This is a genomic window from Streptomyces sp. NPDC005551, from assembly GCF_042871785.1.
In the GTDB taxonomy this organism is placed as follows: domain Bacteria; phylum Actinomycetota; class Actinomycetes; order Streptomycetales; family Streptomycetaceae; genus Streptomyces.
On record NZ_JBIAJE010000002.1, the window covers coordinates 904,820 to 924,970 of the forward strand.

The window sequence follows — 20,151 nt, forward strand, 5'->3', positions numbered from 1 at the left end:
CGTGACGAAGGAAGCCGAACTCCCGCACGGGGCCGGAGCCGCCGCGAGCGACTCCGCCCCCGTCCCCACCGTCATCGCCGACGGCGTCGACATCGTCTACCGGGTCAACGGCACGGGCGCCGGCCGCGGCACCGCCACCGCCGCGCTCAACCGGATGCTGCGGCGCGGGAAGAGCGAGCAGGCGGCGGGCGTCCGCAGGGTGCACGCCGTCAGGAACGTCTCCTTCACGGCGTACCGCGGCGAGGCCATCGGTCTGATCGGCACCAACGGTTCCGGCAAGTCCACACTGCTCAAGGCAGTCGCGGGCCTGCTCCCGGTGGAGAACGGCAGGATCTACACCGACGGCCAGCCGTCCCTCCTCGGCGTCAACGCGGCCCTGATGAACGACCTCACCGGCGAGCGCAACGTGTTCCTCGGCGGCCTCGCGATGGGCATGTCCAAGGAGCAGGTGCGGGAGCGGTACCGGCAGATCGTCGACTTCTCCGGCATCAACGAGAAGGGCGATTTCATCACCCTCCCGATGCGCACGTACTCCTCCGGCATGGCGGCACGCCTGCGCTTCTCCATCGCGGCCGCCAAGGACCACGACGTCCTGATGATCGACGAGGCGCTGGCGACGGGCGACCGCTCCTTCCAGAAGCGCTCCGAGGCGCGCATCCGCGAGCTGCGCAAGCACGCGGGCACGGTCTTCCTGGTCAGCCACAACAACAAGTCGATCCGCGACACCTGCGACCGCGTGCTCTGGCTGGAACGCGGCGAGCTGCGGATGGACGGACCGACGGCGGAGGTGCTCGGGGAGTACGAGAGGTTCACCGCGAAGTAGCGGACCGGGGGGCGGCGGCGCGGACGCGCACGGTCACCCGCGCCGCCACCCGGCGAAGAACTGGTCGACGACGCTGCGCGCGGCGGTCCCCCGGTCGTACTCGCCGAACGCGGCGACGAACCGCTCCCGCGCGGCCGCGTACTTCACGGTCTGCTCGTCCAGCGAACCGAGGGCGGCGTGCAGTTCGTCCTCGGTGCGCACGACGGGACCCGGCGCCCGCTCCAGCAGGTCGAAGTAGGTGCCGCGGCCCTCGTGCACGTACTCCTCGTAGTCGTGGACGAGGAAGAACATGGGCCGGTCCAGGAGGGCGTAGTCGAACATCACGGACGAGTAGTCGGTGATCAGGGCGTCGGCGAGCGCCAGCAGCGGCGTCATGTCGTGGTGCGCCGTGACGTCGACGACCCGGCCCCGCACGGACGGCGGGAGCACGACGTGGTTGAGGTAGTGCGAGCGGACGAGGAGGACGTACCGGTCGCCGAACGCGTCGGCGAAGCGCTCCACGTCGAAGGGCAGCTCGAACCGCTGCCGCCCGCCACCGCGCCGGCGGAACGTCGGGGCGTAGAGCAGCACCGTCCGGTCGTCCGGGATGCCCAGCTCGGCGGCGAGCGGGCCGCGTTCACGCACCCCGCCGGACGCCTCCTCACGCTGTCTGGCGTGCACGAGCGCGTCGTTGCGCGGGTAGCCGACCCGCAGGAGCGTCTTCTCCTGGAGCCGGAAGGCGCGCGCGAGGGTGCGGACGTCGTGTTCGGAGCGGATCAGGAACCGGTCGAAGCGGTCCAGGGTGCGCTGCTGCGCCTCCTGTTCGGCACGGGACCTGAGCTTCCACTCGGCGTCGTCGAAACCCATCCGCTTGAGCGCCGAGCCGTGCCAGGTCTGGAGGTACGTGGTGCCCGGCCGCTTGGTGAGCTTCAGCGGGTAGCTCTGGTTGTCGATCCAGAATTCGGCCTGTGCGAGGGCCCTGAGGTAGGGCAGCGACCAGCGGCGCAGCAGGGTCGCGTCGGCGGGGAATCCGTCCGGGCGGCCCGCGTACGACCACACCGCCTCGAACCGCAGGCCCTGGCGGCGCATCTCCTCGTAGACGGCCCGGGGGCTGTCGCTGTACTGGCGGCCCAGGTGGCTCTCGAAGACGACGAGGCCCTTCCTGACGGGCAGGCGGCTGAACACCTCGTGGTAGATCCGGAGTTTGGTCTCGCCCGAGGCGAGCTTCTTCCGGAGTGACCTGGACCTGCGGTACCCGGACTTGGCGAGCCGGCCGGCCGGTCCGTGCACGCCCCGCAGGACGAGCGCGGCGGCCTTCTTGTCCGGCACGAGCCGGAAGGCGAGGTGACCGCGCGCGGAGACCACCGGTTCGATGCGGTCGGCGACCAGCCGGGTGAGGCGGGGCCGCACGGGCAGCGCCCCCGAGCCCAGGTCCACGTCGGCCGCCGTGAGCCTGGTCGAGGTGCGCTTCCCGTCCACGTCGAGGTGGAGCCGGACGTCCCAGACGGCGTCCACGATGCCGAGGGGCCGGACGGCACCGAGGTCGGCCCTGGCCTCCCAGGCGAGAAAGCCGCCCTCGTGCCGCAGGGTCGTCACCGGGAAGCGGTGGGTGCGCAGACGGACGCCCTTGCGGCGGGCGTAGAACTCCAGCTCCCCGGCGAGCCGGGCGCCGGGCGGGACGACGCCGAGGGGGTTGACGATCCGCCCGCTGAGCCGGAGGGTGCGGCCGGACCGCGCGTACCCGGTCAGCGCGTTGCGCAGGAACATCCGCTCGACGGGCCGGGCGTGGCAGCCGAGCTCGGTGACGTCCAGGACGTGCCGGCCGAAGTCGTCGTCGAGGTGCTCGGCGCACCAGTACACGCGCCCGTCGCGCTCCACGAGCGAGGAGGAGATCTTGTCGCGGTTGGTGAGCGTGTCCACGGCGGGCAGCAGGTTGTCCCAGTCGCTCATTTGGAGGAGGTAGGCGCAGATGGCGTGGACGGGCTCGGTCCGGTCGAAGGCGGCGCGGTCGATGGACTCCAGGTACTCCCGGGCGATCGCGGCGAACTCCTGCCGGTAGGCGGCGTCCCGGAAGGGCAGGTCACGCAGGTGCAGCACGAGGTCGTGCTTGAGGAACTTGACGTCCTTGTGGAACTTCAGCTCCAGCAGGCCGCTGTCCGCGAGGAGCCGGTCGACGCGGCGGTGGATCTCCATGCGGTGGGCGAAGTTGGCGATCTCGTGACGCCGGTTGCTGATCGACTTCACGCCGGTCGGGGCCGGCTTCTCCGTGACGTGCCAGTCGTAGACGCGGTCGGGGATCAGGGTGATGCGGCGGGCGGCGACGTACGCCCGGGCGGAGAAGAGCAGGTCCTCGTAGTGGATCCCGACCGGGAAGCGGAGCCCCTCGTCGAGCAGGAACCGCCGCCGGTAGCACTTGTTCGTCGAGAGGGTGTCGTAGACGAGCAGGTCGGGCAGCTCGGAGATCGATTCCAGGGTGCGGGTGCGCTCGTACAGCCAGGGGTACCACTTGCCCTCCTTGCCCGTGCGCGAGTCGACGTGCACGCGCACGCACAGGCCGCAGACGAGGTCGGCGCCGGTGGTCTCGGCCGCCTCCAGCAGGTTGCGGCAGGCGTTGCGCTCCAGCACGTCGTCGCTGTCGAGGAAGACGACGTGCTCGCCGCGAGCCTCCTCGATGCCGCGGTTGCGCGGGGCGCCGCAGCCGCCGCTGTTCTCCGGCAGCCGCAGGACGCGGATGCGCCCGGGGTCCCCGGCGGCCATCTCCCGCGCCACCTCGTACGAACCGTCCGTGCTCCGGTCGTCGACGATGACGATCTCGATGTCGCGCAGGGTCTGGTCCAGGACGGAACGTACGGCCGTGGGCAGTCTGGCCGCGTCGTTGTAGACGATCACGATCACGGACACGGCGGGCGCACGGAGCTGATCCCTGTTCATCCCATTGATCCTAAATAGTCCCGCCGCCAATGGCCCGGCGGACTGGGCCGGTGGTGTGCCGCCCGGGCCGGCCACCGGGACCGGGGCAGGCAAAAGGGGGCGCCCCGGACCGGCCGGCCCGGGGCGCCCCCTTCGACGTGCGCGGGGACTACGTGCGCGGGGACTACGTGCGCAGGGACTACGTGCGCGGGGACTACGTGCGCAGGGACTACGTGCGCGGGGACTACGAGTGCGTGCGCAGCAGCGTCCTCATCGTCCGCATCGCCACCGACAGGTTCGCCAGGTCGAAGGAGTCCGAGCCCCGGATCTCCTCCAGGGTCGTGCGGGCCCGGCCGAGGATCGCGGCGTTCTTCTCCTCCCACGCCTTGAAGCGCTGCTCGGGGGTCGACGTGCCGTTGCCAACGGCGAGGACGTCCGCGGTGAGCGCCGCGTGGGCCGCGTACAGGTCCTCGCGGATGGAGGCGCGGGCCATGGACTGCCAGCGGTCCGCACGCGGGAGCTCGATGATGCGGTCCATGAGCTGGGTGATGCTCAGCCGGTCGGCGAGGTCGTAGTACACCTCTGCGACGGCCATCGGGTCCTTGCCCGTGCGGTCGGCCACCGCGACGATGTCCAGCGTCGGGAAGGCCGAGGAGAACCCGGCCACCCGCGAGGCGAGCCCGTCCGGGACACCGGCGCCCGACAGCTCGTCGTAGATCTGCTGGTACCACTCGAGGTCCGCGCCGCGCACCAGCTTGGGCAGCTCGCCCCAGACCTGCTGGACGCCCTCGCTGAAGAAGGAGATCGTCTCGGCGAGCTGCAACGGCTGCGGACGGTTGTTGAGCAGCCAGCGGGTGCCCCGCTCGACGAGCCGGCGGGAGTGCAGGCGGATACGGGTCTGCACGTCCGCGTCCACGACGTTGTCGAGCGCCTCGACCGCGTCCCACACGGCGCTCGAGTCGAAGATCGCACGTGCCGCGGTCTGCGCCCGGACGATCTCCTCCAGGGAGGCGCCCGTCTCCTCGCGCAACCGGTGCAGGAAGCTGGTGCCGCCGGTATTGACGGTGTCGTTGACCAGCACCGTCGTGACGATCTCGCGGCGCAGCGCGTGCGCGTCGATCTGCTCGCGGAACCGCTCGCGCAGCGCCGTCGGGAAGTACGCGTGCGCCAGCTTCTGCAGATACGGGTCGTCGGGCAGCGAGGTGGCGAGCAGCTCGTCGGACACGGTGATCTTCGTGTACGCGAGGAGGACGGCCGTCTCGGGGCCGGTGAGCCCCTGCGCGCTGTTCAGGCGCTCGCGGATCTGCCGGTCGGTGGGCAGGAACTCCAGGGCCCGGTTCAGATGGCCCTCGCGCACCAGGTGGCGGATGAACCGCTGCTGGGCGTGGAGCATGCTGCCGGACTGGGCGAGCGCGTTGGAGATGGCCGTGTTCTGCGCGTAGTTGTTGCGCAGGACCAGGTGGCCGACCTCGTCGGTCATCTCGGCGAGCAGCTTGTTGCGCTGCTTGACGGTCAGATCGCCGTTCGCCACCACCGCGTTGAGCAGGATCTTGATGTTCACCTCGTGGTCGGAGGTGTCCACGCCCGCGCTGTTGTCGATGGCGTCGGTGTTGATCCTGCCGCCGGACTGCGCGAACTCGATCCGGCCGAGCTGCGTCAGGCCGAGGTTGCCGCCCTCGCCGACGACCTTGACCCGCAGGTCGGCGCCGTCGACGCGGATGGCGTCGTTGGCCTTGTCGCCGACGTCGGCGTGCGACTCGGCGGAGGACTTCACGTATGTGCCGATGCCGCCGTTCCACAGCAGGTCGACCGGCGCCGTGAGGATCGCCTTCATCAGGTCGGCCGGGGTCATCTTGGTGATGCCGGCCTCGATGCCGAGGGCCTCGCGGATGTGCGCGTTGACCGGGATGGCCTTGGCGGTGCGCGGGAAGACGCCGCCGCCGGCCGAGATCAGCTCGCTGTTGTAGTCGGCCCAGCTGGAGCGCGGCAGCTCGAAGAGGCGGCGGCGCTCCGCGTAGGACGTGGCGGCGTCCGGCTTGGGGTCGATGAAGATGTGCCGGTGGTCGAAGGCCGCGACGAGGCAGATGTGCTCGGAGAGCAGCATGCCGTTGCCGAACACGTCGCCCGACATGTCGCCGACGCCGACCGCCGTGAAGTCCTCGGTCTGGGTGTCGTGCCGCAGCTCCCGGAAGTGCCGCTTCACGGACTCCCAGGCGCCGCGGGCGGTGATGCCCATCTTCTTGTGGTCGTACCCGGCGGAGCCGCCGGAGGCGAAGGCGTCGCCCAGCCAGAAGTCGTACGACTCGGCGACCTCGTTGGCGATGTCCGAGAAGGTGGCGGTGCCCTTGTCGGCGGCGACGACGAGGTAGGTGTCCTCGCCGTCGTGCCGGACCACGTCGGCCGGGGGCACGACCTCGCCGGCGACCATGTTGTCGGTGATGTCGAGCAGCGCCGAGATGAAGGTCCGGTAGCTGCGGACGCCCTCGGCCATCCAGGCGTCGCGGTCCACGGCCGGGTCCGGCAGCTGCTTGGCGACGAAGCCGCCCTTGGCGCCGACGGGCACGATGACGGTGTTCTTCACCATCTGCGCCTTGACCAGGCCGAGGATCTCGGTACGGAAGTCCTCACGCCGGTCGGACCAGCGCAGACCGCCGCGCGCGACCTTGCCGAACCTGAGGTGCACACCCTCGACGCGCGGCGAGTACACCCAGATCTCGTACGCCGGGCGCGGCGCCGGGAGGTCCGGGATGGCCTGCGGGTCGAACTTCATGGAGACGTACCCGTGCGGCTCGCCCTCCTCCGTCCGCTGGAAGAAGTTGGTGCGCAGGGTCGCCTTGATGAGGTTCAGGAAGGACCGCAGGATCCGGTCCTCGTCGAGCGAGGCGACCTGGTCGAGGGCGGCGTCCAGCTCCTCCATCAGCGCGTCGGTCAGCTCGACACCGGCCCGCTGCCGCTCCGGCGACATGCGCGCCTCGAAGAGGGAGACGAGCAGCCGGGTGGTGTGGACGTTGTTGCGGAGGGTGTCCTCCATGTAGTCCTGGCTGAACGTGGAGCCGGCCTGGCGCAGGTACTTGGCGTAGGCGCGGAGCACCATCGCCTGACGCCAGTTGAGCCCGGCGCTCAGCACGAGGGCGTTGAACCCGTCGTTCTCGGCCTGGCCGGTCCAGGTGGCGGCGAAGGCCTCCTGGAACCGCTCGCGGCCGTCGTCACCGAGGTAGTCCCCGCTGCCGCTCTGCGACTTGGGCAGGCGCAGTCCGAAGTCGTAGATCCACGCGTTCGTGCGGTCCGAGCAGCGCAGCTCGTAGGGGCGCTCGTCGGTGACCTCGACGCCCATGCGGTTCAGCGCCGGGAGCACGGCGGAGAGCGAGACCTGCTCGCCGGTGCGGTAGATCTTGAAGCGGCGCTCGCCGGGGGCGGCGCCCACCGGCTCGTACAGGCTGAGCGCGAAGTCCTTGGGCTGGTCGCGCTGCTCACGGGCGAGCTGCTGGAGGTGGACCAGGTCGGCGACGGCGGCGCGCGGGGTGTGGTCGGCCTTGTAGCCCTCGGGGAAGGCGTTGCCGTACCGGCGCAGCAGTTCGGCGGCGCGCTCCTCGCCGCACTCGGCGGTCAGCGCCTCCGCGAAGCCGTCGGCCCAGGAGCGGGCGGCGTCGACGAGCCGCGCCTCGATGCGCTCCTTGTCGCTGTCGGACAGCTGCGGCAGCTCGGTGCCCTGCGGGACCCGGACCACGAAGTGCAGACGGGAGAGGATCGACTCGGTGTTCCAGGCGGTGAAGTCGACGCTGATGCCGCCGAGTTCCTCCTTGAGGATGTCGATGATCCGCAGCCGGACGCCGGTGGTGTAGCGGTCGCGCGGCAGGTAGACGAGCGCGGAGTAGTAACGGCCGTACTCGTCCTGGCGCAGGTAGAGCCGCAGCCGGCGCCGCTCCTGGAGGTAGAGGACGCTGGTGGCGATGGCCCGCAGCTCGTCGACCGGGGTCTGGAACAGCTCGTCGCGCGGGTACGTCTCCAGGATCTGGAGCAGGTCGCGTCCGTCGTGGCTGTTGGGCGAGAAGCCGGCGCCCCTGAGGACCTCTTCGACCTTGCGGCGGATGACGGGCACCCGGCGCACGGACTCGGTGTACGCGGCGGAGGAGAAGAGGCCGAGGAAGCGCCGCTCACCGACGACGTTCCCGTTCGCGTCGAACTTCTTGACGCCGACGTAGTCGAGGTACGAGGGGCGGTGCACGGTGGCCCGGCTGTTGGCCTTGGTCAGCACGAGGAGCTTGTGCTCGCGGGCCTTGGCGCGGGCGTCGGCGGGCAGCCGCTCGAAGGACGGGCTGACGGGGTGGCTCTCGTCGTCGCCGTGCTGCGGGTCGGAGCGCAGGATGCCGAGGCCGGTGCCGGGCACGGCGGCCAGGGAGTCGTCGTCCCGCAGCTGGTACTCGCGGTAGCCGAGGAAGGTGAAGTGGTCGTCGGCGAGCCAGCGCAGCAGCTCCCGGGCCTCCTCCACCTCCTGGTCGCGCAGGTCGTCGGCGGTCGGCTCCCTGGGCAGCTCGTCGGCGATGCGCAGCGCCGAGTCGCGCATCTTCTCCCAGTCCTCGACCGACTCCCGCACGTCGGACAGGACGCGCAGCAGGTCGGCGGTGATCTGCTTCAGGTCGGCCCGGTCGGTCTCGCGGTCGATCTCGACGTGGATCCAGGACTCGACGAACGCGTCGTGGGGGAGCTCGGCGCCCGGCCGGTCCGGCAGCACCTCGATCAGCCTGCCGGTCAGATCGCGCCGTACGACGAACTGCGGGTGGATCACGACGTGGATACCGCGTCCCTGCCGCGACAGTTCGTTGGTCACGGAGTCGACGAGGAAGGGCATGTCGTCGGTGACGACCTCGACGACCGAGTGGGTGCAGGTCCAGCCGTTCTCCTCCACGGTCGGCGTGTGGACCCGTACGTTGGCCGTGCCCTGCGGGCGGTTCTCCGCCAGCCGGTAGTGCGAGAAGGCGGCTCCGAAGATGTCGACCGGGTCGCGGTCGGTGAGGTCCTCCGGGGCGGTGTGCAGGTAGTAGCGCTGGAGGAACGCGAGCACGGTGTCCCGGTCGGGGGTGCCCTCGCCCGTCGTCCCGGTCGGTAGGTGCCCCCCGACCGGGCTGTTCTCAGCTACCCGGGCGGCCCGTTCGAGCAGCTCGGCCTTTGCTTCGTCCAGCTTGGTCTGCATTGTCCTCTGGCTCCTGTCGCGCGCCGTTGCGTGACGTTGAAGGAAGTTCGGTTGCTTCTGTGACGTGACGCCGAGACGCGGGGTGTCCGGTCTGCTCCGACGCTATGCCGCATGAAGACACGGGCGAGGGCTTATCGTCCAATTTCGGCGCCCCCGCCGACTGTGACGCTGCTCTCGGCAGCGCCGGTACACCACGGGTACCGGGGGCACGGGAGGCGCTGGGCGCCATGGGCGTACCGGCTGTCGGTGCCGCCGGGGACCGTCCGACCCGCCCGCGAGGACCAGCGAGCGCCGCCCGGACACGGATGTCGTCCGTGCTCTCCGGGCGCAGGGCAGGGGCGACGACGCCCCCGCGAGATATCGCGCTGATCACGCCACCAGGCTATCGCCCCGCCCCGGGGCTTAGTCATGAGCCGTATGTGTACAAAAGCAGGGGTCGAACTTTGACACTCTGCACAGGGACGAGAGTCGTGGATGTGCGCATGCGGTCAGCGGGAGGGCGGCGGGTGCCCGCGCCGGTGCGGGGCCGGGCACGGGCGCGGGCACCCTGCCCCGCCCTCGCGCTGAGCGGTCGCCACGATGTCACCGCACGTCAGGCCGCCAGCCGCTGGGCCTCCTCGACGGCCTCCGCCAGCGTGTCCACCACCGGCACGCCCACCACTTCGAGACTGGCCCGGTTGTGGGAACCGCCGGTGTAGAGGACCGCCTTCGCTCCGACGTGCAGGGCGGCGAACGCGTCGTCGGCGGCGTCCCCGATCACCACCGTGCGCGCGGGGTCCACCCCCGCGAGCGCCCCGATGTGCCGCACCATGTGTTCGGCCTTGCTGCCGCCGGACGGCCCGGTCCGCCCGTCGACCCGGAGGAAGTGCGGCTCGATGCCGAAGCCGCGCACCAGCGGGACCAGCTCCTCGTGCCCGTACATGCTGAGGATGGACTGGCTGCGGCCCGTGGACCGCCAGCCCGCGAGCAGGTCCGGCACCCCTTCGGTGAGCGCGCACGCCGTCCGGTGCTCCGCGTAGTACCGGTGGAAGGCCTCGTCCATGACCAGCCACTCGGCTTCGGTCGGCAGCCGGCCCATCAGCCGCTCGTAGAACTTCGGCACCGGTACGCAGTACAGCGACCGGTAGCGCTCGATGGTGATCGGCGGAATCCCCAGCTCGGCGAACGCGGCGTTCGTCGCCGCGATGATCGCGGCGTTGTCGTGGAAGAGCGTCCCGTTCCAGTCCCACACGATGTGCGCTGCTTCGTGCTTCCCCATGGACAGAAAATACCCGGCCCCACCGACAGCCGACCGCTCGCGGTCCGACTTCGCCGGCGACCTCGTCAGTCGCCGAGTCCCACCAGACCGGGGATCTCCTGCGTCGCGTACCAGAGCAGCTCGTGGTCCTCGGCGCCGTCGACGGTGAACCGGGCGTCGTCGTCCCCGAGGTCCGCCGCGCCCAGCGCCTCGGCGGCGGCGACGACATCCGTCTGCGCCTCGTCCGAGTCGACGTGCACCGCGGCCGCGTCGGCGAGCCGGACGGGTCCCGCGACCCGCACCTCGCCGAGCGCCGACGCGTCGAGCCCCCGGTCGGGGTCGGCCTGCGCGGCGCCGTCGGCCACGTCGACGGCGACGACGACCCGCCGGCGGGGAGCGGCCGGGTCGACCGCGATCAGGCGCAGCGAGGCGAGGGCGGCCCGGTTCAGCGCCGCGTACTCCAGCTCCTCCATGTCGTCCGAGACGTACCACTCGCGCAACGCGGGCGTGACGGCGTAGGCGACGAGCGGTCCCGCCCCCAGCTCTCCCGTCCTGTACGCCTCGGCGAGACCGGAGAGGGTCAGGGGGACGTAGACGCGCATGGCTGGCCGCTTTCGTAGTCGGAGGGCCCCCGGGCGAGAGCGGTTTCCCGCACCTTCGGGAGGGCCTTCAGGATACGTGCGGGCGTCCCCTTTCGGGTTCCGGCCCGTACGCCGCCGGACGTCCACCCCGGTCCCGGATGTCACCCGGTGCACCCCTGCCGCGCCTTGCCCCGGCGCCCGGCCGCTCACACTGATAGGTGAACCCGCCTGCCCGCTCCGACGCGCGCCACGGTCCTTGCCGCGGTCCCGTACCGCCCCGTACAAGATCCCCACCAGCAAGTTACCGCCCGGTATTCATCGGGCTCCGGCAGACGGGGACGGCACATGACCAGGAACGGGGACGGCGCATGAACAAGGTGATGACCAGGGCCGGGCGCAGTCCGGGCGGCCGCCCGCCGGTCCGCCACGACACGCGCCGGCCGGGCGGCACCCCGCCCCGCGCCCCGGGCGGCGGCGCACCGCGCTCCCAGCCCCGGGGCAACCGCTCGCCGTCCCCGGCCCCCGTCCGCACGGCCCCGACGCCGGCGGTCCCGAGGCGGGCGGCTTCCACGGCAGCGGTCCCGTCCACGACGGCGCCGGCCTCCCCGGGGCGCACCGGCTCCCCCGCAGCGACGCCTGCCCCCGCTCCCCGGTCCCGCCCGACGGATGTCTTCGCCGAGCGCCTCCTCGCCGTGCTGAGCGGCTGCCGCCCCGTCCACTCCATGCTGCGCCACACCGCGGGCCGCGCCTACGACGAGCTGGCATGGCTGGCCGAGCACAACCCGCTGCGCACCCGCGGGGCACGTCCCGTCGTCCGCGACATCGGGTACTACGTCCCGCGCGCCGGTGCCGTCGAGGTCTTCGCCCGGATCGGCGCGGGCGAGCGGCTGCGCGCCATGGCCTTCCGCCTGGAACAGGGGCCCGACCTGCGCTGGCGCTGCACGGCCGTGGAACTCGGCGGCCCCCGCATGCCCCGCCCGGACGACGACTGAGGGCCCACGACGGCCGAGGGCCGGACAACGGCCAAGGGCCGCACAACGGCCAAGGGCCGGACAACGGCCAAGGGCCGCACAACGGCCAAGGGCCGCACAACGGCCAAGGGCCGCACAACGGCCAAGGGCCGCACAACGGCCAAGGGCCGCACAACGGCCGAGGGCCGGACACCCCGAAAGGTGCCCGGCCCTCGAAGACCACTCCCGCCCGCCCGCCCGCAGCGGCGCACCGGCGGCGCCTGCTGCCGACGGCGGACTGCCGACGGCGCCTACTTCTTGCGGCGCCGCCCGCCCTTCTGCTGCTGCTTGCGGCGCTCGGCGCGCGTGAGGCCGTCCGCCTCGGAGCGCACCGGCTCGTCGTCGACGAAGTCGCCCTCGACGATGCCGCCCTCGCCGTCCACGGTGGGCGCGGAGAAGTGCAGCCGGTCCGGCCGCTGCGGCGCTTCGAGCCCCTTGGCGCGGATCTCGGGACGCGCGCCCGCGGGGACGGCGTCCTCCTTCCGCAGCGACGCCGCGGCATCCTGGACCGGGACCTCCTCGACCTGCTGCTCGACCTGGACCTCCAGGTTGAACAGGTAGCCGACGGACTCCTCCTTGATGCCGTCCATCATGGCGTTGAACATGTCGAAGCCCTCGCGCTGGTACTCGACCAGCGGGTCCTTCTGCGCCATGGCCCGCAGGCCGATGCCCTCCTGGAGGTAGTCCATCTCGTAGAGGTGCTCGCGCCACTTGCGGTCGAGGACCGACAGCACGACCCGTCGCTCCAGCTCACGCATGATCTCGGAGCCGAGCTGCTCCTCGCGGGCCGCGTACTGCTCGTGGATGTCGTCCTTGATGGACTCGGAGATGAACTCGGCGGTGAGACCGGCCCGGTCGCCTGCCGCGTCCTCCAGCTCGTCGACGGTGACCTTCACCGGGTAGAGCTGCCTGAAGGCGCCCCACAGCCGGTCCAGGTCCCACTCCTCGGCGAAGCCCTCGGCGGTCTCGGCCGCGATGTAAGCGTCGATCGTGTCGTCCATGAAGTGCTGGATCTGCTCCTGCAGGTCCTCGCCCTCCAGGACGCGGCGGCGCTCGCCGTAGATGACCTCACGCTGGCGGTTGAGGACCTCGTCGTACTTCAGGACGTTCTTGCGGGTCTCGAAGTTCTGCTGCTCGACCTGCGACTGCGCGGAGGCGATGGCGCGGGTGACCATCTTGTTCTCGATCGGCACGTCGTCGGGGACGTTCGCCATCGACATGACGCGCTCGACCATCTGGGCCTTGAACAGACGCATCAGGTCGTCGCCGAGGGAGAGGTAGAAGCGGGACTCGCCGGGGTCGCCCTGACGGCCGGAACGACCGCGCAGCTGGTTGTCGATACGACGCGACTCGTGCCGCTCGGTGCCCAGCACGTACAGCCCGCCGAGGTCCTTGACCTCCTCGAACTCCGCCTTCACGGCCTTCTCGGCCCGCTCCAGGGCGGCGGGCAGCGCGGCGGCCCACTCCTCGATGTGCTCCTCGGGGTCGAGGCCGCGCTGGCGCAGCTCGGCCTCGGCGAGGTCGTCGGGGTTGCCGCCGAGCTTGATGTCCGTACCGCGTCCGGCCATGTTCGTGGCGACGGTCACGGCGCCCTTGCGGCCGGCCTGGGCGATGATCGGCGCCTCACGGTCGTGCTGCTTGGCGTTCAGCACCTCGTGCTGGATGCCCCGCTTGCTGAGCTGCTGCGAGAGGTACTCGGACTTCTCGACCGACGTCGTACCGACGAGGATCGGCTGGCCCTTCTCGTGCTTCTCGGCGATGTCGTCGACCACCGCGTCGAACTTGGCCACCTCGGTGCGGTAGATCAGGTCGGACTGGTCCTTGCGGACCATCGGCCTGTTCGTCGGGATCGGGACGACACCGAGCTTGTAGATCTGGTGGAACTCGGCGGCCTCGGTCATCGCCGTACCGGTCATGCCGGAGAGCTTGTCGTAGAGGCGGAAGAAGTTCTGCAGGGTGATCGTGGCGAGGGTCTGGTTCTCGTCCTTGATGTCCACCCCTTCCTTCGCCTCGATCGCCTGGTGCATGCCCTCGTTGTAGCGGCGGCCGGCGAGGATGCGGCCGGTGTGCTCGTCGACGATCATGACTTCGCCGTCGATGACGACGTAGTCCTTGTCCTTCTTGAAGAGCTCCTTGGCCTTGATGGCGTTGTTCAGGTAGCCCACCAGCGGGGTGTTCACCGACTCGTACAGGTTGTCGATGCCCAGCCAGTCCTCGACCTTGGAGACACCGGGCTCGTGGATGGCGACGGTGCGCTTCTTCTCGTCGACCTCGTAGTCGCCGGTCTCCTCGATGCCCTTGAGCGGGTTGCCCGGCTCGCCCCTCTTGAGGCGCGTGACCAACTTGGCGAAGTCGCCGTACCACTTGGTGGCCTGGTCGGCGGGGCCCGAGATGATCAGCGGCGTACGCGCCTCGTCGACGAGGATGGAGTCGACCTCGTCGACGATGGCGAAGTTGTGGCCGCGCTGGACGAGCTCGTCCTTGGACCAGGCCATGTTGTCGCGCAGGTAGTCGAAGCCGAACTCGTTGTTCGTGCCGTAGGTGATGTCACACGCGTACTGCTCGCGGCGCTGGGCCGGCGTCATGTTGGCGAGGATGCAGCCGACGTCCAGGCCCAGGAACTTGTGGACGCGGCCCATCATCTCGGAGTCGCGCTCGGCCAGGTAGTCGTTGACCGTGATGAGGTGGACGCCCTTCCCGGAAAGGGCGTTCAGGTACGCGGGCAGCGTGCCGACCAGGGTCTTGCCCTCACCGGTCTTCATCTCGGCGACATAGCCGAGGTGGAGCGCGGCGCCACCCATCATCTGCACGTCGTAGTGACGCTGGCCGAGGACGCGCTTGGCGGCCTCGCGGACGGTGGCGAACGCCTCGGGAAGCAGGTCGTCGAGGCTCTCGCCGTCGGCGTACCGCTGCTTGTACTCATCGGTGAGGGCCCGCAGCTCGGCGTCGGAGAGGTCGACGAAGTCCTCTTCGATGGAGTTGACCTGGTCCGCGATGCGGTGCAGCTTGCGCAGGATCTTGCCTTCGCCTGCACGCATGATCTTCGAGAGGACGGACACGGGGGTTGGTCTCCTTGCCGGTCGGGCCTGGGACGGTCGGTTTTCCCTTGATGCAACTGAGCAACGGCCATCGTATGCGAGGACCCCGCCACGCCGGGAGGTCTGCTCTCGTGACAGCTACAGGGACAACGGGCGGGGGCCGCGGATGGTGCCGCGTCCGCTCGCGAAATGAACCGGATGTGGTCGCCCGCTCACGTACAGTCCCCACCTTCCGGTCCACTACTTCCGGTCCACTACTCCCGGTCCCCGCACCTTCCGGTCCCGTGCCTTCCGGTCCCGTGCCCCCGGGCGCACCGGCGCCGCGCCCGGCCGTCCCCGGGCGCCCCCGGCCGGGCCCACCGAGCCCGTACCCACGGCGCACATTCGGCTGGGCGCCGCCCAAAGGAATGGCGCCCCTGCACGCGCCCGAGCAGAATCGGCCGATGGAACCCGTCACGCTGACCACCCGCCGTCTTCTTCTGCGCGCCGTGGGCCCGCACGACACCGACCCCGTGTACGCGGCCGTGCAGGACGCCGACATCCAGCGCTGGACGACGATCCCCTCGCCCTATCTCCGTGAGCACGCCGAGGCGTTCGTCGCGCAGATCTCCCCGGACGGGTGGACGCACGGTTCGATGTTCACCTTCGGCGTCTTCCTCCCCGCCGGTGACCTCGCCGGCATGCTCAGCCTCACGGTGCGCTCGCCGGGAGTGGCCGAGGTCGGCTTCTGGACCGCCAAGGAGCACCGGGGCAACGGGTACATCACCGAGGCCGTCCTCGCCGCGTCCCGCTGGGCCTTCACCCAGGGGAGCGTCGACCGCGTGGAGTGGCGCGCCGAGGTCGGCAACGCCGGGTCCCGCGCGGTGGCCGAACGGGCCGGCTTCACCGTGGAGGGCACCCTCCGGTCGGCCATCAACAACAAGGGCGTGCGCCGCGACTGCTGGGTGGCGTCCTTGCTCCCCTCCGACCTCGGCCTGCCCTCCACGGCGCCGTACCTGCCCGGCCCGTCGTGACCACCGCGACCGGCGCGGCAGGTCCTTTCGGCGCACGACCGGATGTCAGTGGCACCGCCTACCGTGTGGGCATGACGAGTCTTCCGCGTCCCGCCGCCGCACTCTCCGCCGACGAGGCCCGCCGGATCGCCCTGCGCGCCCAGGGGTTCCTCGGCGCCCCCGACCGCAGGGGCGGAGTGCGGGGCGTCCTGCGGCACCTGGGCGCGGTCCAGCTCGACACGATCTCGGTCCTGGCCCGCTCCCACGAACTCGTCCCGTACGCCCGCCTGGGAGCCGTCGGCCGCAGGACCGTGGACGCGGCCTACTGGACCGACACGCACGCCTTCGAGTACTGGTCCCACGCGGCCTGCATCCTGCCCATCGAGGAGTGGCCGCACTTCGCCTTCCGCCGCCGCGCCTATCGCGCCCGCCCGCACTGGAACCACGCGCTGCCGGACGGCACCTACGAACAGGTCATCAAGCAGCTGCGCACCGAAGGACCGCTCACGGCCACCGAGTTGGGCGGTGCGAAGAAGACCAGCGAGTGGTGGGACTGGTCGGGCACGAAGGTCGCCGTGGAGCGCGCGCTGATGCACGGCGAGGTGGTGTGCACCGAGCGCCGCGGCTGGAAGCGGGTGTACGACCTCGCCGAGCGCGCCGTCCCCGAGGCCCTGCTCCACGACGAGTTGGACGACGCCGAGTGCCTGCGCCGCCTCGTCCGCCTGGCCGGGCGCTCCCTGGGCGTCGGCACGCGCGCGGACATCGCCGACTACCACCGCCTGAAGGGCGAGCAGGTCGACGCGGTGATCGCGGATTCGGGCCTGGTGCCGGTGACGGTGGAGGGCTGGGGCAAGCCGGCCTGGGCCGATCCGGCGGCCCTGGAGACGGCTCCGCGGGGCCGGCACCGTACGACACTGCTGTCCCCGTTCGACTCCCTCATCTGGGAGCGGGCCCGCACGGAGCGGATCTTCGGCTTCACCCACCGCCTGGAGGCGTACGTCCCCAAGCCCAAGCGGGTGTACGGCTATTTCGCGATGCCGGTGCTGGCGGGCGGCCGTCTCGTCGGCCGCGTGGACCCCGCCCGCGAGGGCGCCACCCTCGTCGCCAAGCACGTCACACTGGACGGTCCGAAGGCAGTGCCGGCCGTCGCGCAGGCTCTGGTGGAGGCCGCGAGCTGGGTGGACTGCACGGACGTGCGCGTGGAGCGGGTCGACGCGCCGGAGCTGCGCGGGCCGCTCGCGGCGGAGCTGGCACGGGCAGTCGCCTGAGCATCCGGCCCGGGCTCGGCACGGGCAGTCGCCTGAGCACCTTGCCCCGGGCTCGGCGCCTCCGGGCCCGAAGGCCCTCGGGTCAGCGGATTTCGAGGATCTTCTCGCGCATCGCGTACACGACAGCTTCCATCCTGGAGTGCAGCTGCAGCTTCTCCAGGATGTTGCGCACGTGGTTCTTCACGGTGTTCTCGGAGATGAACAACTGCTTGGCGATGTCGCGGTTGTTCATGCCCGTGGCGACCAGCTTGAGGACCTCGAGCTCGCGGTCCGTGAGCCGGGGGGCGGGCACCAGTCGCCGCTCGTCCGTCCGCTGGATCATCGACTTGAACTCGGTGAGCAGCTTCGACGCCATGGACGGGCTGATCTGCGACTGTCCGTCGGCGACCGCGCGAATGGCGGTGGCCACCTCGTCCGTGGAGATCTCCTTGAGGAGATAGCCGGTGGCCCCGGCCTTGATCGCGTCGTAGAGGTCGGCCTCCTCGTCGCTGATCGTCAGCATGATGATCTTCGCGCTGGGGGCCACCTCCTTGATGGAGGTGCACGCCTCGATGCCGCCGCGCTTGGGCATCCGGACGTCCATCAGCACGATGTCGGGCAGCAGGTCGGCGGCCTTGTCGACCGCCTCGGCCCCGTCACCGGCCTCACCGACGACCTGGATGTCCTCCTCGGCCGCGAGCACGATCTCCAGACCGCGGCGGAAAAGTGCGTGGTCGTCCACGACCAGAACCCGGATGGGCTCCTTGCGCGGAGGACCCGCGTCCGGGCCCATGCCGACGACGCCGTCGTCGGCGCCCTCGTCACGCATCGGTCCGAAGCTGTCCGGCATCGTTCCTCCCCCTGAAGGCCGTGGCCTGCGTTCCTGTGCCATCGCCAACCCAAGGCTACGGCCCACGGGTTGAGCCGGTGCGGCCATGATTCCATGCCCGGACGGCACTGCGGTGACAGAGCGGGGCGTGAAGTGGTCGCACACCGGTGCCCCTGGGGGCGCACGCGCTCACCAGGGGCACCGGTCGGCCTGTCAGCGGAAGGGGTCAGCCGCCGAGCGCACCACCCGGCGCGGCCGAATCGGCCTGGGCGACCATCGGGTCCGTGTTCAGGTGGATGACGCCGTAGTCGTACGCGTGCCGCCGGTAGACGACACTCGGCTCCTTCGTCTCGGAGTCGACGAACAGGTAGAAGTCGTGTCCGACCAGCTCCATCTCGTAGAGCGCCTGGTCGAGCGTCATCGGGGCGGCCACGTGGGTCTTCTCGCGGACGACGAGGGGGCCTTCGCCCACGACCTCCAGCGAGCCGATCTTCTTGGTGGGCACGGCGTCCGACGGCTCGTCATGGACGATGCTGCCGTCGACGTTCAACGTCGCCGCGTCCGGCACCGCGTCGGCGACCTCGGCCGCCGGGATCCGGCCGGCGCCACGGCGCGTGTGGCGCTTGTCGTGCTGCTTGCGCAGCCGGGCCTCCAGCTTGTCCGCCGCCAGGTCGAGAGCCGCATACGGATCGCTTGCCGCTGCCTCCGCCCGAATGACCGGACCACGCGAGCGGAGTGTGATCTCCACTCGGTCACATCGGTCCGCCTGTCGAGGATTGGGCTCCTTGGACACCTCCACGTCGAGGCTGATCACCTTGCCGTCGAGCTTCTGGATCTTCTCCAGCTTCAGCTTCTCGGCCACGTGCTTGCGGAACCGCTCGGGCACCTCGGTCTTGCGGCCCTTGACGACGATGTCCACGCAGAACTCCGTTCCCGGATCGCTCCGCGCGTCGGCGGAGCATCTCCCTCTTGCACCAGACTCCGGTAAGTGCCGGAACCTCGGACTCGGTGACTGTCACCTCCTCCTCCCCCGCGGACAAGATCTCCACCCCACCGGTGCGGGTGATTGAGGAGAAACCCGCGACACGGCATTCGGATCCGCGAGGTACGGCCTGCGCCATTGCCTCACAACCGAACATATCTCGCCCGGACGGATGTCGTCACCCTCTACTGCGGTACACCTCCGTTCAGGTGAAGTACCTGTCTCATTACCTGCAACGATGCAACTTCTTGCTCAGTTCCGGTTTATTTCGAAAGCGTCCGGTGAGGCCGCGACCACCGCTGCACGAATCCGGTCTCTGCCGAGATCCGTGCCTGCCATGTCCGGCCGGGTCCTGGTTCGATTTTCCCTCTCATCGGCCGTCACCGCCCTTTCGTCGATCATTGGTACTTCCGCTCGTGCCCATGTTCGCGAGACGTACGCGCGTGTGTCCGCAGGCGGTGCCGCGCACGCCTCCCGGACCGCCCGCGCCGCCTCCGCCAGCGAGGCACCGGTGGTCATCAGGTCGTCGACCAGGACCACCCGCCCGGCACCGGCCAGCAGCCGGCGGCCCCCGGCGGCCACCTCCAGGGCACCCGCGAGATTGTCCAGCCGCTGCCGGGAGTTGAGTCCCGACTGGTCGGCCACCGGACGGCGCTGGCGCAGGACGCCGAGCACCCGGGCCGCCGTCCCGCCGCGCCGCAGCTCCCCCGCCGCCGCGAGCGCGATCCGCCGCGCGGGATCGTGCCCCCGGGCCCGCACCGCCCCGCGCGCGGACGGCACGGGAACGAGCAGCACGGGCTCTGGGACAGCCCCGGCGCACCCGGCGGGCGCCAGTGCCCGCTTGCCCGGCGGAAGGCCGCCCGGCCCGGTCACAGGCCCCGCAGCACCCGCCTCAGGCGTCCGCTCCCCCAGCCCCGCCCGCACGGCTCCGGCCAGAGCCGCCCCCAGCGGGCCCGCGAGGGCCAGCGCGCCCCGTTCCTTGTGGGCGAGGAGCACCGCCCGCACCTCGTCCTCGTAGGGAGCCGCCGCTTGCACCACGGGCAGCCCCGCCGGCTCCGGCACCGGACGCACCCGGCACGGCACGGTGTCGCAGAGAACCGCACGGCACTCGGGACAGAGCACCGTACGAAGTCGTCCGCAGCCTCCGCACTCGGCCGGCAGCACCAGGTCGGTGAGGTCCTGCCACCACCCCCGCATGGCCACCACTGTGCCAACGCCCGGGCCGGCCTGCCACCCCTGTGGACAACTCCCTGTGGACAACGTCCTCCGTCCGTCCACAGGCGTCACCCGTCCGGTGCCCGCCCACGGGGACAAGGCGCTCGCGGCCACGCC

The 20,151-nt window shown here is 70.9% G+C and carries 12 protein-coding genes; 4 read left to right on the top strand and 8 right to left on the bottom strand.

The window, feature by feature from the left end; translation table 11 throughout:
* Position 1: 1 nt before the first annotated feature.
* Positions 2-823: an ABC transporter ATP-binding protein gene (locus ACFYP4_RS08125; protein WP_388783870.1), complete on the top strand. Its 822-nt coding sequence runs from the start codon at positions 2-4 to the stop codon at positions 821-823.
* Positions 824-856: 33 nt separating this feature from the next.
* Here the strand turns inward: ACFYP4_RS08125 and ACFYP4_RS08130 are convergent, their stop codons facing one another.
* From ACFYP4_RS08130 to ACFYP4_RS08145, 4 genes are all read right to left on the bottom strand, one after another.
* The gene (locus ACFYP4_RS08130) at positions 857-3,733 is read right to left on the bottom strand and encodes a CDP-glycerol glycerophosphotransferase family protein (RefSeq protein WP_388783766.1); all 2,877 of its coding nucleotides are present in this window, start codon (positions 3,731-3,733) and stop codon (positions 857-859) included.
* A gap of 223 nt (positions 3,734-3,956) precedes the next feature.
* On the bottom strand, positions 3,957-8,903 hold the full coding sequence (locus ACFYP4_RS08135) for an NAD-glutamate dehydrogenase (protein WP_358853691.1): 4,947 nt from the start codon (positions 8,901-8,903) through the stop codon (positions 3,957-3,959).
* Positions 8,904-9,495: 592 nt separating this feature from the next.
* Entirely contained in the window at positions 9,496-10,161 is a 666-nt protein-coding gene (locus ACFYP4_RS08140; RefSeq protein ID WP_388783769.1) for an HAD family hydrolase, read from the bottom strand.
* Between the two features lie 65 nt (positions 10,162-10,226).
* The gene (locus ACFYP4_RS08145) at positions 10,227-10,742 is read right to left on the bottom strand and encodes a DUF6912 family protein (protein WP_388783772.1); all 516 of its coding nucleotides are present in this window, start codon (positions 10,740-10,742) and stop codon (positions 10,227-10,229) included.
* Positions 10,743-11,089: 347 nt separating this feature from the next.
* On the opposite strand from ACFYP4_RS08145, the gene ACFYP4_RS08150 reads away from it, so the two are divergent.
* Positions 11,090-11,713 (top strand): Rv3235 family protein, encoded by a 624-nt coding sequence (locus ACFYP4_RS08150; RefSeq protein ID WP_388783775.1) that lies wholly within the window; start codon positions 11,090-11,092, stop codon positions 11,711-11,713.
* A gap of 269 nt (positions 11,714-11,982) precedes the next feature.
* On the opposite strand, the gene secA is transcribed toward ACFYP4_RS08150, so the two are convergent.
* Complete coding sequence (gene secA, locus ACFYP4_RS08155; RefSeq protein ID WP_358853687.1) at positions 11,983-14,790, bottom strand: preprotein translocase subunit SecA; 2,808 nt, start codon at positions 14,788-14,790, stop codon at positions 11,983-11,985.
* A 422-nt stretch (positions 14,791-15,212) separates the two neighbouring features.
* Here secA and ACFYP4_RS08160 point away from each other — a divergent pair, with 422 nt between their 5' ends.
* Positions 15,213-15,782: a GNAT family N-acetyltransferase gene (locus ACFYP4_RS08160; RefSeq protein WP_388783778.1), complete on the top strand. Its 570-nt coding sequence runs from the start codon at positions 15,213-15,215 to the stop codon at positions 15,780-15,782.
* 71 nt (positions 15,783-15,853) lie between these two features.
* On the top strand, positions 15,854-17,029 hold the full coding sequence (locus tag ACFYP4_RS08165; protein ID WP_358853685.1) for a DNA glycosylase AlkZ-like family protein: 1,176 nt from the start codon (positions 15,854-15,856) through the stop codon (positions 17,027-17,029).
* 82 nt (positions 17,030-17,111) lie between these two features.
* Here ACFYP4_RS08165 and ACFYP4_RS08170 read toward each other — a convergent pair whose 3' ends face one another.
* The 3 genes from ACFYP4_RS08170 to ACFYP4_RS08180 form a co-directional block, all read right to left on the bottom strand.
* On the bottom strand, positions 17,112-17,858 hold the full coding sequence (locus ACFYP4_RS08170; RefSeq protein WP_358853684.1) for a response regulator transcription factor: 747 nt from the start codon (positions 17,856-17,858) through the stop codon (positions 17,112-17,114).
* Between the two features lie 205 nt (positions 17,859-18,063).
* The gene (gene hpf, locus ACFYP4_RS08175) at positions 18,064-18,756 is read right to left on the bottom strand and encodes a ribosome hibernation-promoting factor, HPF/YfiA family (RefSeq protein WP_358853683.1); all 693 of its coding nucleotides are present in this window, start codon (positions 18,754-18,756) and stop codon (positions 18,064-18,066) included.
* Positions 18,757-19,071: 315 nt separating this feature from the next.
* Positions 19,072-20,016: a ComF family protein gene (locus tag ACFYP4_RS08180; protein ID WP_388783783.1), complete on the bottom strand. Its 945-nt coding sequence runs from the start codon at positions 20,014-20,016 to the stop codon at positions 19,072-19,074.
* Positions 20,017-20,151: the final 135 nt, after the last annotated feature.